The sequence below is a fragment of the Streptomyces sp. NBC_00572 genome (assembly GCF_026341815.1).
GTDB lineage: Bacteria > Actinomycetota > Actinomycetes > Streptomycetales > Streptomycetaceae > Streptomyces.
On sequence record NZ_JAPENX010000001.1, the window covers coordinates 1,112,277 to 1,126,067 of the forward strand.

Consider the following 13,791-nt stretch of genomic DNA (forward strand, 5'->3'; position numbering starts at 1 on the left):
GGGGCTCGCCGCCCCTGCCCGGCTACCGCAGGTGGGAGGTGTCGTTGAGGAGCCGTACGGACGCGTTGCCGTCGGCGTAGTAGGCGACCGCCGAGATCGACGCGGCCGACAGCTCCATCCGGAACAGCGACTCCGGCGGGGCGCCGAGCGCGAGCCGCACCAGGGTCTTGATCGGCGTGACGTGGGTGACCAGGAGGACGGTCCGGCCCGCGTGGGCGGCGGTCAGCCGGTCCCGAGTCGCGGCGACGCGCCGGGCGACGGTCGCGAAGCTCTCGCCGCCGCCGGTGGGCGCGGCCTTCGGCGAGGCGAGCCAGGCGTCGAGGTCCTCGGGGTGGCGCTCCCGCACCTCGCCGAAGGTCAGCCCTTCCCACGCGCCGAAGTCGGTCTCGCGCAGCCCCTGCTCGACGTGCACGTCGAGCCCGAGGCGGGCGGCGACGGCGGCGGCGGTCTGGCGGCAGCGGGTGAGCGGCGAGCTGACGATCTCCTGGATGGTCCCGCGTGCGGCCAGCGCCGCCGCGACGGCCTCGGCCTGCCGGAGCCCGGCCGCCGAGAGCTCGGGATCGGTGCCCCCGCTCCCGGAGAACCGCTTCTCGGGCGTGAGCGCGGTCTCGCCGTGGCGCAGGAGTACGAAGGTGGCGGGCGCGCTCATGTCGGGCCCGCCGGACCAGCCCTGACCTGGGGCGGCCGTGGTGGCGGGGGCCGGCTGGGCGGCCGGGGCGGTGGGCCCGGTGGCCTCCGTTCCGCCCGGCCGCGCACCGAGCGCCGCGCGGGCGCGGGCCGCGCCCGCTGTCGCGTCGCCGGGCGGGCCCGACGGGGGCGGGGTCGCGGCGTTGCGGGCGGCCGAGGTGTCCAGCGCGGCCGTCGACGCGGACGGTTCCCACTGGCGGCCCTGCTTGCCCGCGTCCATCGCCTCGTTCGCGAGCCGGTCCGCGTGCTTGTTGCGCTCGCGCGGGATCCACTCGTAGCGGACCCGGCCCGCCGGGAAGACCCGGCCCGCCTCGGCCGCCAGCGGCTTCATGTCCGGGTGCTTGATCTTCCAGCGGCCGGACATCTGCTCCACGACCAGCTTGGAGTCCATCCGGACGTGGACGGTGACGTCGGGGAACAGTGCCCGCGCCGCCTTCAGGCCCGCGACCAGGCCCTTGTACTCGGCGACGTTGTTCGTCGCCACACCGATGTACTCGGCCGCCTCCGCGAGCGTCTCGCCCGTCACGGGGTCGAGGACGACCGCCCCGTACCCCGCGGGCCCCGGGTTGCCCCGGGAACCCCCGTCGGCCTCGACGATCACCTCACGCGAAGACGGGGACGGAGACGTCATTACAGGCCGGACTCCGAGGTGCGGACGAGGATGCGGTGGCAGTTCTCGCAGCGCAGGACCTCGTCCTTGGCGGCGGCACGGACCTCGTTCACCTCGGTGATGTTGAGCTCGATGTGGCAGCCCTCGCACTTGCGCTGGTACAGCCGGGCCGCACCGACGCCGCCCTGCTGGACGCGCAGCTTCTCGTACAGCTTCAGGAGGTCCGCCGGGACGGTGCCCGCGACGAGCTCGCGCTCCTTCTCCACGGACGCCTCCTCGGCGTCGAGCTCGCCCTCGGCGGCGTCGCGGCGTGCGGTCGCGTCGTCCGTCTTGGCCTGGACGGCGGAGACCCGCTCGGTCAGCTCGGCGAGGCGCTCCTGCACGGACTCGCGGCGCTCCATGACCTCAAGGACGATCTCCTCCAGGTCGCCCTGGCGCTTGGCGAGCGAGACGATCTCGCGCTGCAGGCTCTCCAGGTCCTTCGGGGAGGACACGGCGCCGGAGTCGAGGCGCTGCTGGTCGCGCGCGGCCCGCTGACGGACCTGGTCGACGTCCTGCTCGGCCTTGGTCTGCTCACGGCCGCAGTCGCTCTCCTCGGTCTGCGCGGCGACGAGCAGGTCACGCAGCTGGGTGAGGTCCTTGGTCAGCGACTCGATCTCGGCGTGCTCGGGCAGCGACCGGCGCTTGTGCGCGAGCTGCTGGAGGCGGACGTCGAGGGCCTGGACGTCGAGGAGGCGGATCTGGTCGGCGGGCGCGGCGTTCAGTTGGGGGCTCCAGGGGAGGTGTGGTGGGAGGACCAGGGGTCGGTGACCGTCTTCGAGACGTGGACGCGGAGGTCCCAGCCGTGACGGTCGGAAATCTCGTCGAGCTGGGCGGCCGCCTGCTCGCACCAGGGCCATTCGGTGGCCCAGTGGGCGGCGTCGACCAGGCCCAGAGGCGACTGCTGGGTCGCCTCCGAGACGGGGTGGTGGCGCAGGTCGGCGGTGAGGAAGGCGTCCACTCCGGCGGCCCGTACGGCGTCGAAGAGGCTGTCGCCGGAGCCGCCGCTGACGGCGACGCGGCGCACGGTCATGCCGGGGTCGCCCGCGATCCGGATGCCCTGCGCGGTGGCGGGCAGCCGCTTCGCCGCGCGGGCGGCGAACTCGGCGAGGGTCTCGGGGTGGTCGAGCTCGCAGATCCGGCCGAGGTTGTTCTCGGGCACGAGGGGGCCGGTGACGCGGAGGTCGAGGGCGCCGGCGAGGGCGTCGGAGACGCCGGGGTCGGCGGTGTCGGCGTTGGTGTGCGCGACGTGGAGGGCGATGTCGTGCTTGATGAGGCTGTGCACGACGCGGCCCTTGAAGTGGCCGGCCGCGACGGTCGTCGTCCCGCGCAGATAGAGCGGGTGGTGGGTGACGATCAGGTCGGCGCCGAGAGCGATCGCCTCGTCGGCGATCTCCTGGACGGGGTCGACGGCGAAGAGCACACGGGTGACCTCGGCGTCGGGGTCACCGCAGACGGTGCCGACGGCGTCCCACGACTCGGCCCGCTCTGGTGGCCAGAGGGTGTCGAGCGTGGCGATGACTTCAGACAGGCGGGGCACGAGGAAAGGCTACCTGTCCTCAGTGCCCCGCAGTCCGGCCCGGTGTCCGGGTGTACGGAAGTCCGCTTCCGTCACTTCTTCACGAGGTAGCCGCGCAGGTCGTCGAGGACGCTGTTCGCCGCCGTCACGCCGAGGCCGAGGTACCAGGTCTCGTCCGGGACGTCCTTGGCCTGGCCGGCCTTGACGGCCTTGAGGTTCTTCCAGAGCGGGTTGGCCTGGGCGGTGTCCTTCTTGGTGGCCTTGGCCTCGCCGTACACGCCGGTGAAGATCCAGTCGCCGTCGGCCTCGTCGATCTTCTCCGGGCTGATCTCGGCCGCGAGGTCGTCGATCTGCTGGTTCTCGGGCCGCGGCAGGCCGGTGTCCTCAAGGATCGTGCCGATGAAGGACGCCTTCGCGTACAGGCGGATCTTGCCGGGGAGGTAGCGGACCATCGAGACGGTCGGCTTGTTCGTGCCGAGGTCCGTGCCGAGCTGCTTCGCCTTGGTCTCGTACGCGGCGAGCTTCTCCTTCGCCTCGGAGGTCTTGTCGAGCGCGGCGGCGTTGAGGAGGTAGTTCTCCTTCCAGGTGAAGCCCGGACGGATGGAGAACACGGTCGGCGCGATCTTCGACAGCTCGTCGTACTTGTCGGCGGCGCGCAGCTGGCTGCCGAGGATCAGGTCGGGCTGGAGGTTGGCGATCGCCTCGAGGTTGAGGTTGTTGATCGTGCCGACGGACTTCGGGGTGCCGGCGTCCTTCTTGAGGTAGCCGGGGATGCCGTCGTCGCCTTCGGCGGGGGCGTAGCCGACGGGCTGGATGCCGAGGGAGACGACGTTGTCGAACTCGCCGACGTCGAGGACGACGACCCGCTTGGGGGCGGCCTTCAGCTCGGTCTTGCCGAGGGCGTGGGTGAGGGTGCGCGGGAACTGGCCGGCCTTGGCGTCCGTACCCATGGCCGCGGTCTTCGCGGCGGCGTCGCCGAAGTCCTTGCCGCCGGTGGCGACGTCCTTCTTCTTGGTCGCGTCCTCCTTCGCGGAGGCGTCGGATCCGTCGCCTCCGCCGCAGGCCGCGAGCGAAAGGGCGGCGGCGAGGGCGACGGCGGCGGCGGTGCCGCGACGGCGGAGGGACATGAGAAGGCTCCTGTACGTGTCCTGGCGGGGATACGGGCGCGACCGGCCGGAGCGTACGTCCGTCCGGGTGAACGGGCGGAGTCACAGGCTCCGTTTAGGTTCGCCTTACCTTACTCACCACCGGTAACTCCAGCACAACCGCCCCCCACCCCTCAGTCGAATCGCCGCACAGCCACCCTTATGTGTGAAGTGACCCTGCTCGTGTTGTTCGGCTGGAAGTGCGAAAACTAGCTTCGTGGCCGGAGGTGACGAGTCGATGACAGCGTGTGCCATCGAGACCACGGCCGAGGACGACGACCGCGACGGGGAGCGCCCCGGGGGCGCCGCCTGGCCGACGGGCTTCACGATCACGGCGAACGGCGCGTACGCGGCCAGGCTCGCAGGCGACGGGGACGCCCTGTACGTGGAGAGGTGGACCCTCGACGGCCCGGAGCCGTACGCCGTCCCGCTCCCCCTCGACCAGCCGGAGGAGCCCGGCACCCAGTTGCTGCCCCTCGCCGACGGCCGGGTCCTGGTGGCCCGCCGGGTGGACGGGCGGCGGAACACGTTCTCGCTGCTCTACCCCACGGGCCCGGCCACCGGGGAGCTGCGGCTCGGCGCCGTGGAGGCCCCGGGCTCCGAGCACCTGGTGCTGCTGCCGCCCTCGCCGGACGGCATCTGCGCGTACGCGATGTGCGTGGGTCCCGACACGACATCCCTGTGGCTGGTCGCGGGCGGGGCCTTCGGTCCCGGGCAGGTGGCGGAGGTCAAGGGCCGCTGCTCGGGCGGGGTGTGGCTCGACCGTACGGGCCGGATGCTCGCGCTCGACCGGCGGCTCGACGGCGGGCCGGTGAAGGCGGTCGCCGTCGACCTGGAGCGGGGCGGGGAGGTGACGCCGCTGCTGCAGATCGCCGAGGACAGCAACGACCGGCTGCTCCTGGCGGATCCGGACAGCGGGCTGCTGCTGATCCGTTCCGACGCACCGTCACCGGGGCACGACCGGCTGGGCTGGGGTGTGCTCGGGAGCCTGTTGCCGGTGCGGTTCCCGGAGTGTCTGCGGCTGGACGACGCGGCGGTGACGCCGTTCGCCGTGCAGCCGGGGCAGGTACTGATGCCGGAGAGCTGCGCGGTGGCGCTGCGGATCGACGCGGCGGGCGGCAGCTGGGTGGGAACCTGGCAACCCTCGGCCCGCCGGATGGGCCAACTGGCCGCACCCGTGGGGTGGCAGGCGGGGGCGGGCCTGTGGACGGCCGGGGGCGTGCTCCGGCTGCCGTACGCGACGGCCGGGGCGCCGTGCGGGCTGGCCGACGTGGAGCTGCCGACGGAGCCCGAACCGGGGCCCGGGGCGGCCCCCGGGCCGATGGCGGCGGAGGTCGTCGAGGAGCCCCGGGTGTGCCGTCCGGTGCCGTTGCAGCAGGCTCCTCTCACCGACGGGAAACCCGCTGGCTAGACTCTCGGGCTGCACAGCAGGACCGATGTCAACGGGGTGAGTTCGACCATGTCGGAAACCAGCACGGACGGGCAGGAGCGGAACGGCTCCGGCAAGCACCGCGGTGAGGCCGCGCCGACGGAGGACTCCGCGTCCTCCCCGCACGGCCGCCACCGCCGCGAGCCCGACGCGCACGGCCGCTGAGGCCGGTTCAGGGAGCGGTAGGGCGAAGGGCCCCGGGTCACCCCGGGGCCCTTCGTCTTCCCCACCATCCCCCCGGCCGAACCGCACCCCGGCCGGTGGTCGCCCGGTCTCAGCCCTTCTTCAGGCCGAGCACCTCCGACGCCGCGAACGTCTCGCCCGCCGGGCGGGACGCGTAGTGCGGGGTCAGGAGGCCGTCGAGTTCCTCGTACGTGAACGCCTCCTTGGCCGTGTCGAACTTCGCCGCGACCTTGGGCCGGTCCACGATCGCGACCATCCCGCCGTGGACGACGAGCAGTTGGCCGTTGACCCCGGCCGCCGCAGGGGAGGCGAGGTAGCCGACGAGCGGCGCCACGTGCTCCGGGGACAGCGGGTCGAGGTCACCCTCGGCCGTCGGCTCGGCGAAGCCGGCGAAGACGTCCTCCGTCATCCGGGTGCGCGCCCGCGGGCAGATGGCGTTGGCCGTCACCCCGTAGCGGGCGAGCGCGAGTGCCGACGAGGTGGTCAGGCCCACGATGCCGCCCTTGGCCGCCGCGTAGTTGGGCTGACCGGCCGAACCGGCGAGGAAGGCCTCGGACGAGGTGTTGACGATCCGGCCGTACACGCCGGGCTCCCCCGCCTTCGCGCGGGTCCTCCAGTGCACCGCGGCAAAGTGGGTGGTGTTGAAGTGGCCCTTGAGGTGGACCCGTATGACCGAGTCCCACTCCTCCTCGCTCATCGAGAAGACCATCCGGTCGCGCAGGATGCCCGCGTTGTTGACCAGGATGTCCAGCTTGCCGAACTCGGCGACGGCCAGGTCGATCAGGGCCCGCGCCGTCTCGAAGTCGGCGATGTCGCCGAGGTGCGCGACCGCTGCGCCGCCCGTCGCGCGGATCTCCGCGGCGACCTCCTCGGCGGGTGCGGCGGAGGCCGCTCCCGAGCCGTCGCGGCCGGGCTGGCCGTAGTCGTTGACGACGACGGCCGCGCCGAGCCGGGCCAGTTCCAGGGCCTCGGCGCGGCCGAGCCCCCGGCCCGCGCCGGTGACGATCGCGCTCAGTCCCTCAAGAGGGAGTGACATGGGTCGGGGTCCTCTCAGATCTCGATGCAGGTACGGAGCGCGGCACCCGTCCGCATCTGCTCCAGGGCCTCGTTGATGCCCGCGAGCGGGACGCGGTGGGTGATGAGCGACTCCAGGTCGATGCGGCCGGCCCGCCAGAGCGCGATGGCCCGCTCGTAGGAGCGGAGGACGTCGCCGCCGCCGTACATGGAGGGCAGGATCCGCTTCTCGTCGAAGAACAGCTCGAACATGCTGAGCTGGAGGTAGTCGTCGAGGGCGCCCGCGCCGACGACGCAGAGGGTGCCGCCGCGCCGGGTGTTCTCGTACGCGGTGCGGGCGGTGGCGGACTTGCCGACGACCTCGAAGACGTAGTCGAAGCCCTCGCCGGCGGTGATCCGCTGTTTGGCGTCGGCGAGCGCGTCCGGGGCGACGGCCTCGGTGGCGCCGAAGCGCAGCGCGGCCTCGCGGCGGGACTCGACGGGGTCGACGGCGATGATCTGGGCGGCGCCCTGGAGTTTGGCGCCCTGGATCGCGGAGATGCCGACGCCTCCACAGCCGATGACGGCGACCGAGGAACCGGCCTCCACCTTGGCCGTGTTGATGGCGGCGCCGAGTCCGGTGGTGACGCCGCAGCCGATGAGGGCGGCGATGTCGAAGGGCACGTCGTCGGGGATGGGGACGGCACAGCCCGCGTCGACGACGACCTCCTCGGCGAAGGTGCCGGTGCCGGCGAAGCCGAAGACGTCCCCGCCGGGGCGCTTGAAGTTGGGTGTTCCGGCGTTCATGAAGCCGGCCAGGCACAGCTGGGTCTGGCCACGCTTGCAGGCGGGACAGCTGCCACAGGCGGGCAGCCAGCAGAGCAGGACCCGCTGGCCCTGGGCGAGTCCGGTGACGCCGTCGCCGACGTCGAGGATCTCGCCCGCGCCCTCGTGGCCGGGGATGAAGGGGGCGGGCTGCGGGAGGACGCCGCTCATCGCGGAGACGTCGGAGTGGCAGAGGCCGGTGGCTCGGACCCGGATCTTCACCTTGCCGGGGCCGAAGCCCACCGCCTCGACGTCGTCGACGACTTCGAGCTTGTCCTGGCCGATCTCGTGCAGTACGGCTGCGCGCATGGTGCGGCTCCCTCCGGGATGGGTCTACGAGTGTTCGACGAGGGTGTCGGCGAGCACGGGCGCGTCGGCGCGCTCCGCGGCCGTCACGGTCACCTGGACGCGGCCCTCGTCGGCCCACATCCGGATGCGCAGCGTCTCGCCGGGGAAGACGATCCCGGCGAATCGGGTGCGGTACGAGCGGACGCGGGCGACGTCTCCGCCGAGCATCGTGTCCACCACCGCCTTGAGGGTCATGCCGTACGTGCAGAGTCCGTGCAGGATCGGCCGGTCGAAGCCGGCGAGCGCGGCGAACTCGGGGTCGGCGTGGAGCGGGTTCCAGTCGCCGGAGAGCCGGTAGAGCAGCGCCTGGTCCTCCCGTACGGGCCGTTCGACGGTCTTGTCGGGGTCGCGGCCGGGGAGTTCGAGGCGCTCGGAGGGTCCGCGGTCGCCGCCCCAGCCGCCCTCTCCCCGTACGAAGATCTGCGCGTCGCTGGTCCACAGCGGGCCGTCGTCGTCGGCGATCTCGGAGCGCAGGACGAGGACGGCCGCCTTGCCCTTGTCGTACACGGCGGCGACGCGGGAGGTGGTGACGGCCCGGCCGGCCACGGGGACGGGGCGGTGGAGGGTGATCGACTGGCCGCCGTGCAGGACGGCCGCGAGGTCGATGTCGATGCCGGGGGCGGAGAGCCCGCCGACGACGCCCATCCCGGCGCCCGCGACGGTGGCGAAGCTGGGCAGGACGTGGAGCCTGGATTCGAGGGTGTAGCGGAGCTCGTCGGGGTCGGTCGCCGGGGTGCCTGCGCCCAGGCCCAGGTGGTAGAGCTGGACGTCCTTGTGGTCCCAGGAGATCTCGGCGCTGCGGGGTTCGGCGGCGACGGCCTTGGCGGGGTCGATGGGCATCGGGCTGCTGCTCCTCGTGGCGGGGAAGACCTCGGCACGGCCGTCCGCACCGTCGGCCGCACCGAGGCCGTGCGGGGACCTTCCCGTACGCGGCCGTTCTAGAACGCGTTCTAGGTCGGTGGTCCCCATGTATAGCCGAGGCGGGGAGAGTTGGGAAGCCTCCCGACAGCCGCCACCTGACGGTACGTCAGAAGTGTCTCTCGGTACATTTGTCACGGCCAGGTCCGTACGTACGCGCCTGCCGGTGGGGGCGGCGGATTCGTAACGTCGTCCTCATGACAAAGGACCCCCTGACAAGGGACACCGACGAACCGGCGGTCGCCTTTCACGACGTGACCAAGACCTTCGGCGCCGTCCGCGCCGCCGACGGGCTCGACCTCACCGTCCGGCGCGGCGAGACGGTGGCCCTGCTCGGCCGCAACGGCGCCGGAAAGTCGACCGCCGTCAGCCTGCTCCTCGGCCTCGACGAGCCCGACAGCGGCCGGGTCCGCCTCTTCGGCGGGACCCCGGCCCGCGCCGTCGCGGCCGGGCGGGTCGGCGCGATGCTCCAGGAGGGCCGCACCACCCCCAGGGTCACCGTCGGCGAGGTCGTCTCCTTCGTCGCCCGGACCTACCCGTCACCGATGCCCGTCGCCGAGGCCCTCGCCCTCGCCGGACTCACCGAGTTCGCCGGGCGCCGGGTGGGCCGGCTCTCCGGGGGCCAGGCGCAGCGGGTCCGCTTCGCGATCGCGCTCGTCGGAAACCCCGAGCTGGTCGTCCTGGACGAGCCGACCGCCGCCCTCGACGTCGAGGCCCGCCAGGAGTTCTGGGAGGCCATGCGCGGCTACGCACGGCGGGGCAACACCGTCCTCTTCTCCACCCACTACCTGGAGGAGGCCGACGCGTACGCCGACCGGATCGTCGTCCTCGACGCCGGCCGGATCGTCGCCGACGGAACCGGCGAGGAGCTCAAGCGGGCCGCCGGCGGCAGCCTCGTCTCCTTCGACCTGGCGGGCAGCCCGACGGAGTGGCTCGGGACGCTGCCCGGGGTCACCTCCGTCGAGATCCGGGGCGACCGCGCCCGGCTGCGTACCGAGGACTCCGACGCCACGGTCCGCGCCCTCGCCGCGCGGGACGCGATCCGCTCCCTGGAGGTCACCCACGCCTCCCTGAACGACGCCTTCCTCACCCTGTCCCACCGGAACCGCGAACGACTGGAGCCCGCGCGATGATCACCGCGTACGTACGCCTCGAAGTCCGTCGCGCCCTGCGCGAGACCGGATTCGTCATCGGCAGCATCGGCGTCCCCGTGATGATGTACCTCCTCTTCACCAACCTCGGCGGCCAGAACGAGCCCGAGTGGCGGACCGCCTCCATGGTCGGCATGGCGGCGTACGGGGCCCTCGGTGCCGCGCTCTCCGTCGGCAACGGAGTCGCCGAGGACAAGACGACCGGCTGGTTGCGCCAGCTGCGCATCACACCCATGACACCCCTCCAGGTGGTGACCGGCCGCACCCTGACCGGCGCGGTGGTCGTCCTCCCGGCCATCGCCGCGGTCCTCCTGGCGGGCGGACTCGTCAACGGCGTGCGCATGGCGGCCTGGCAATGGCTCGCGGTCGCCGTCACGCTCTGGCTGGGCTCGCTGCCGTTCACGCTGCTCGGCCTCGGCAACGGGTACCGGCTCACGGCCCAGACGACGGGTGTCGTGAACGTCGCCTGCAACCTGGGGCTGGCGGTCGTCGGCGGTCTGTGGTTCCCGGTCGTCCTCTTCCCCGACTGGCTGCGCACGATCTCGGAGTTCACGCCGACGAACCGTTTCGCGGAGCTGGGCGTGAAGATCGCGGAGGGGACGGCGCCGGGGGCGGCGACCCTGGCCGTACTGCTCGGATGGGCGACGCTGTTCGGCACGTACGCGGCGATCTCGTACCGTCGTTCCGCGAAGACGGCATGAGGGGGCGGACATGTGCAGACACTGGGGACGCGTCGCGGCCGCACGCGCGCGGGCACTACCGGACCGGGGCCCGAACGGGCTGAGCCTCCTCCCGTGGCTGCTCATGGGCCTGGGCGCGCTCTCCCACCTCCTCGGGGGCGAGGCCCCGAACCCCTGGATCGGCGCCCTCGGCCTCCTCACCTTCAACACGCTCTACATCGCGATCGTCATCCGCGCCTTCCACCCGCCCAGCCGGGAGGCGCCCCTGACCTGGGGGCTGCTCGCCGCCCTCGGCGCACTGACCTTCGGGCTCGCCATCGGCTACGGGCGGGAGTGGCTGCTCCTCTTCCCGCTGCTCGGCCTCGCGGTCGGGGCGGTCGTGCGACGCGGGTGGCTCCTGCGGTGGATCACCCTCCCGCTGGTCGTCGCGGTGGGCGTGGTGACGTTCTGGCGGGACGGCTGGGACTCCGCCGGCGTCGTGTACGGCACGTTCATCTCGGTGATGGTGACGGCGGCGATCCTCGCCCTGGACGAGACGGTCCGGCAGCTGCGGGCGACCCGGGAGGAACTGGCCAGGGCGGCCGTCGAGAAGGAGCGGCTGCGGTTCTCCCGCGACCTGCACGACCTGCTCGGTCACACGCTCTCGGTGATCGTGGTGAAGTCCGAGGTGGTACGCCGCCTGGCGCCCCACGACCTCGACGCCGCACTCGCCCAGGTCACGGACATCGAGTCCGTCGGCCGCCAGGCGCTCACCGAGATCAGGGAGGCCGTCACCGGCTACCGCGAGGGCAGCCTCGCCACCGAGCTGGACCGGGCGCGCGACGCGCTCTCCTCGGCCGGCATCGAACCGGTCGTACGCCGCTCGGGCCCGCTCCTGGAACCGCAGACGGAGGCCCTGCTCAGCTGGGTGGTGCGGGAGTCCACGACGAACGCGGTACGGCACAGCGGCGCGTCCCGCTGCGTGATCGCCCTGGACGGCACCACCGACCGGGTCCGCCTCACGGTGACCGACGACGGCCGGGGCCCGGTCGTCGCCCCCGACGCCACCCCGGGCAGCGGCCTACGAGGGCTGCGCGAGCGGGTCGCGGCGGCGGGCGGCACTCTCGACTCGGGACCGGCTCCGCGGGGCGGGTTCCGGGTCACCGCGGAGCTCCCCGCGGAGAACCCCGGCCCGCCCGCCTGCGAGGAAGACCGAGCTCACTGATCCGGCGTCCTGATGCCCCTCGGCATCGGGCCCATGGGAAGCGGCGTGTTGCTCATGCGGTCACTCCGGGCGGCGCACCACCCCTGTCCAGCGAGCCGTCCGTCCTACCCTTTGATGGTGACCGAGATGCCGCAGGACCACCGCCCGGGAAAGTCTGTGAGAGTCCTCCTCGCCGAGGACCAGGGCATGATGCGCGGGGCGCTGGCCCTGCTGCTCGGTATGGAGCACGACATGGAGGTCGTCGCGCAGGTCGGGCGGGGTGACGAGATCGTGGACGCGGCGCTGCTCGCGCGGCCCGACGTGGCGCTGCTCGACATCGAGCTGCCGGGCCGCTCGGGCCTGGACGCGGCGGCGGACCTGCGGACGGAGGCCCCCGACTGCCGGGTGCTCATCCTCACGACCTTCGGGCGTCCGGGCTACCTCCGTCGTGCGATGGAGGCGGGCGCGGCGGGCTTCCTGGTGAAGGACGGCCCCGTGGAGGAGTTGGCCGAGTCGATCCGCCGGGTCCTGCGCGGGGAGACGGTGATCGACCCGGCCCTCGCCGCGGCGGCGCTCGGCGCGGGGCCGAACCCGCTGACGGCCCGCGAACGGGACGCCCTGGCGGCTGCGGTGGACGGCGCGACGATCGCTGACATCGCCGCGACCCTCCACCTGTCGGAGTCGACGGTCCGGAACTACCTGTCGTCGGCGATCGGCAAGACGGGCACCCGCAACCGCATGGAGGCGGTCAGGGCGGCCCGTCAGCAGGGGTGGCTGTAGGTCCTGTCGCCTACAGGCCCGCGAGGGCGGCCGCGCGCTGGGCCTCGAAGTTCCCCACGTACGCGTCGAAGACCGTCGCGTCCTCGTACTTGAGCAGCGCCTCGTCGTTGTACTTGAGCGCCGTCGTCGTGTAGGTGTGGCTGCCGGTGAAGACGATCTTCTTGTCCACGCCGCCGTAGTACGTGCCCTCGACCAGCAGGTACTTGGTGTGGGAGTCGGAGCCGCCGCGCTTGTCGTTGTCGAGCTGGTGCAGGGTGATGCGGCCCTTGCCCGTCACCGGCCTGGTCAGCCAGTTGGCTACCTGTCCCATGGGCTGGTCGCCGGCCGTCCAGTTGTCGAGCGACCGGTAGACGACCTCGATGTCGCAGCCCGCGTTGGCGAGTTCCCACAGCTTCCTGGCCACCTCGGTGCGGGTGATGTGGCCCTGGGCGATACGGATCTTCGTACGGCCATCCGCGGTGCCGAAGCCCGGGGAGTTGCCCGCGCAGGAGTCCGGGGTGCCGACCGGCGCCACCGTCCCGAGGATGTTGACGACCGTGTCGGTGCTGGACCGCGGGAAGAAGTAGACCTTCGCCTTGCCCGCCTGGGTGTCGTGCGCGTAGTCCGCGACCTGGGGCGTCTGTCCGATGGCGGCCGCCGCCTGGTCGTCGAAGTACCCGGTGTACGCGCCGAACAGTTCCGCGTTGTCGGCGACGGTCAGCGCGTCGTTCCACCAGTCGTCGGTGTCGTTGCTGGTGAGGTTCGCGGAGGACTGCACCACGACGTTGTCGACCAGGACGGTGCCCTTGCCCTTGGTGCGGGAGAACAGGAAGAACTTGTTGTGGTTGACGTTGTCGTACGTGCCGTTCGGGTCCGCCGCCGTGGTGCCCGGGTCCAGGGCCAGGCAGGCTTCCTCCGCCTTGCAGCCGCGGACCCAGGAGCCGGGGCTGCCCGCCGGGTCCGCCAGCCGGGTCTTCAGGGTGTCGAGCCCCGTGGACCTGCTGTCGTCGTCGACGACGACCTGGACGGAGACGCCCCTCTTGTGGGCGTCGCCCAGCTTGTTGGCCAGGTACACGGAGTGGAACAGGTACAGGGAGATCCGGATGGTCGACCCCGCCTCCGCACCGTCGACGAGGCCCGCCAGGTGAGAGAGGATCCGCCCCCTGGCGGAGGCGTCCGTGCTGTTGGGGTCGTTGAACACGGCGCCGGTGGTCACGGCCAGGACCGGCTCCGCCGAGGCCGACGGCGCGACCACCAGGGTGGCGCCGACGGCCAGCGCGGTCGCGGCAGTTCTGAACTTGCTCTTGATCGATATCACGCGG

At 72.5% G+C, this 13,791-nt stretch carries 14 protein-coding genes; 6 read left to right on the plus strand and 8 right to left on the minus strand.

Translation table 11 applies throughout. The features are described from left to right. Positions 1–22: 22 nt before the first annotated feature. From OG514_RS05120 to OG514_RS05135, 4 genes are all read right to left on the minus strand, one after another. The gene (locus OG514_RS05120; protein WP_266891288.1) at positions 23–1,318 is read right to left on the minus strand and encodes a bifunctional RNase H/acid phosphatase; all 1,296 of its coding nucleotides are present in this window, start codon (positions 1,316–1,318) and stop codon (positions 23–25) included. Then, positions 1,318–2,061, minus strand: a complete 744-nt coding sequence (locus OG514_RS05125; protein WP_266900750.1) for a zinc ribbon domain-containing protein — start codon at positions 2,059–2,061, stop codon at positions 1,318–1,320. The genes OG514_RS05120 and OG514_RS05125 overlap by 1 nt, the downstream gene beginning before the upstream one ends. Next, complete coding sequence (locus OG514_RS05130) at positions 2,058–2,876, minus strand: Nif3-like dinuclear metal center hexameric protein (protein WP_266891290.1); 819 nt, start codon at positions 2,874–2,876, stop codon at positions 2,058–2,060. Before OG514_RS05130 ends, OG514_RS05125 begins: the two co-directional genes overlap by 4 nt. A 71-nt stretch (positions 2,877–2,947) precedes the next feature. Then, positions 2,948–3,982 (minus strand): ABC transporter substrate-binding protein, encoded by a 1,035-nt coding sequence (locus OG514_RS05135; protein WP_266891292.1) that lies wholly within the window; start codon positions 3,980–3,982, stop codon positions 2,948–2,950. Between the two features lie 256 nt (positions 3,983–4,238). Here OG514_RS05135 and OG514_RS05140 point away from each other — a divergent pair, with 256 nt between their 5' ends. After that, entirely contained in the window at positions 4,239–5,411 is a 1,173-nt protein-coding gene (locus OG514_RS05140; protein ID WP_266891294.1) for a hypothetical protein, read from the plus strand. Positions 5,412–5,459: 48 nt separating this feature from the next. Next, entirely contained in the window at positions 5,460–5,594 is a 135-nt protein-coding gene (locus OG514_RS05145) for a hypothetical protein (RefSeq protein ID WP_266891296.1), read from the plus strand. 109 nt (positions 5,595–5,703) lie between these two features. Here the strand turns inward: OG514_RS05145 and OG514_RS05150 are convergent, their stop codons facing one another. From OG514_RS05150 to OG514_RS05160, 3 genes are read right to left on the minus strand one after another with little or no spacing between them, the layout of a single operon-like run. After that, positions 5,704–6,648, minus strand: coding sequence for a 3-oxoacyl-ACP reductase (locus tag OG514_RS05150; RefSeq protein ID WP_266891298.1), 945 nt, complete (start codon positions 6,646–6,648; stop codon positions 5,704–5,706). Between the two features lie 14 nt (positions 6,649–6,662). Continuing rightward, on the minus strand, positions 6,663–7,739 hold the full coding sequence (locus OG514_RS05155) for a Zn-dependent alcohol dehydrogenase (RefSeq protein ID WP_266891300.1): 1,077 nt from the start codon (positions 7,737–7,739) through the stop codon (positions 6,663–6,665). 24 nt (positions 7,740–7,763) lie between these two features. Further along, positions 7,764–8,618 (minus strand): MaoC/PaaZ C-terminal domain-containing protein, encoded by an 855-nt coding sequence (locus OG514_RS05160; protein ID WP_266891302.1) that lies wholly within the window; start codon positions 8,616–8,618, stop codon positions 7,764–7,766. Positions 8,619–8,893: 275 nt separating this feature from the next. On the opposite strand from OG514_RS05160, the gene OG514_RS05165 reads away from it, so the two are divergent. The 4 genes from OG514_RS05165 to OG514_RS05180 all read left to right on the plus strand — a co-directional run bounded on the left by OG514_RS05165 (position 8,894) and on the right by OG514_RS05180 (position 12,490). Further along, positions 8,894–9,829 (plus strand): ABC transporter ATP-binding protein, encoded by a 936-nt coding sequence (locus OG514_RS05165; RefSeq protein ID WP_266891304.1) that lies wholly within the window; start codon positions 8,894–8,896, stop codon positions 9,827–9,829. Next, the gene (locus OG514_RS05170) at positions 9,829–10,548 is read left to right on the plus strand and encodes an ABC transporter permease (RefSeq protein WP_266900751.1); all 720 of its coding nucleotides are present in this window, start codon (positions 9,829–9,831) and stop codon (positions 10,546–10,548) included. Before OG514_RS05165 ends, OG514_RS05170 begins: the two co-directional genes overlap by 1 nt. A 10-nt stretch (positions 10,549–10,558) precedes the next feature. Further along, positions 10,559–11,731, plus strand: a complete 1,173-nt coding sequence (locus OG514_RS05175) for a sensor histidine kinase (RefSeq protein ID WP_266891306.1) — start codon at positions 10,559–10,561, stop codon at positions 11,729–11,731. A 126-nt stretch (positions 11,732–11,857) separates the two neighbouring features. Then, positions 11,858–12,490, plus strand: coding sequence for a response regulator transcription factor (locus OG514_RS05180; RefSeq protein WP_266900752.1), 633 nt, complete (start codon positions 11,858–11,860; stop codon positions 12,488–12,490). A 10-nt stretch (positions 12,491–12,500) separates the two neighbouring features. On the opposite strand, the gene OG514_RS05185 is transcribed toward OG514_RS05180, so the two are convergent. Beyond that, on the minus strand, positions 12,501–13,787 hold the full coding sequence (locus tag OG514_RS05185; RefSeq protein ID WP_266891308.1) for a phospholipase D-like domain-containing protein: 1,287 nt from the start codon (positions 13,785–13,787) through the stop codon (positions 12,501–12,503). Positions 13,788–13,791 lie beyond the last annotated feature (4 nt).

What these genes read in the sequence shown, in the direction of transcription:
- OG514_RS05120 (WP_266891288.1), bottom strand. Translation starts at nt 1,318, where the DNA reads ATGACGTCTCCGTCCCCGTCTTCGCGTGAGGTGATCGTCGAGGCCGAC.
- OG514_RS05135 (WP_266891292.1), bottom strand. Translation starts at nt 3,982, where the DNA reads ATGTCCCTCCGCCGTCGCGGCACCGCCGCCGCCGTCGCCCTCGCCGCC.
- OG514_RS05140 (WP_266891294.1), top strand. Translation starts at nt 4,239, where the DNA reads ATGACAGCGTGTGCCATCGAGACCACGGCCGAGGACGACGACCGCGAC.
- OG514_RS05145 (WP_266891296.1), top strand. Translation starts at nt 5,460, where the DNA reads ATGTCGGAAACCAGCACGGACGGGCAGGAGCGGAACGGCTCCGGCAAG.
- OG514_RS05150 (WP_266891298.1), bottom strand. Translation starts at nt 6,648, where the DNA reads ATGTCACTCCCTCTTGAGGGACTGAGCGCGATCGTCACCGGCGCGGGC.
- OG514_RS05155 (WP_266891300.1), bottom strand. Translation starts at nt 7,739, where the DNA reads ATGCGCGCAGCCGTACTGCACGAGATCGGCCAGGACAAGCTCGAAGTC.
- OG514_RS05160 (WP_266891302.1), bottom strand. Translation starts at nt 8,618, where the DNA reads ATGCCCATCGACCCCGCCAAGGCCGTCGCCGCCGAACCCCGCAGCGCC.
- OG514_RS05165 (WP_266891304.1), top strand. Translation starts at nt 8,894, where the DNA reads ATGACAAAGGACCCCCTGACAAGGGACACCGACGAACCGGCGGTCGCC.
- OG514_RS05175 (WP_266891306.1), top strand. Translation starts at nt 10,559, where the DNA reads ATGTGCAGACACTGGGGACGCGTCGCGGCCGCACGCGCGCGGGCACTA.
- OG514_RS05180 (WP_266900752.1), top strand. Translation starts at nt 11,858, where the DNA reads ATGCCGCAGGACCACCGCCCGGGAAAGTCTGTGAGAGTCCTCCTCGCC.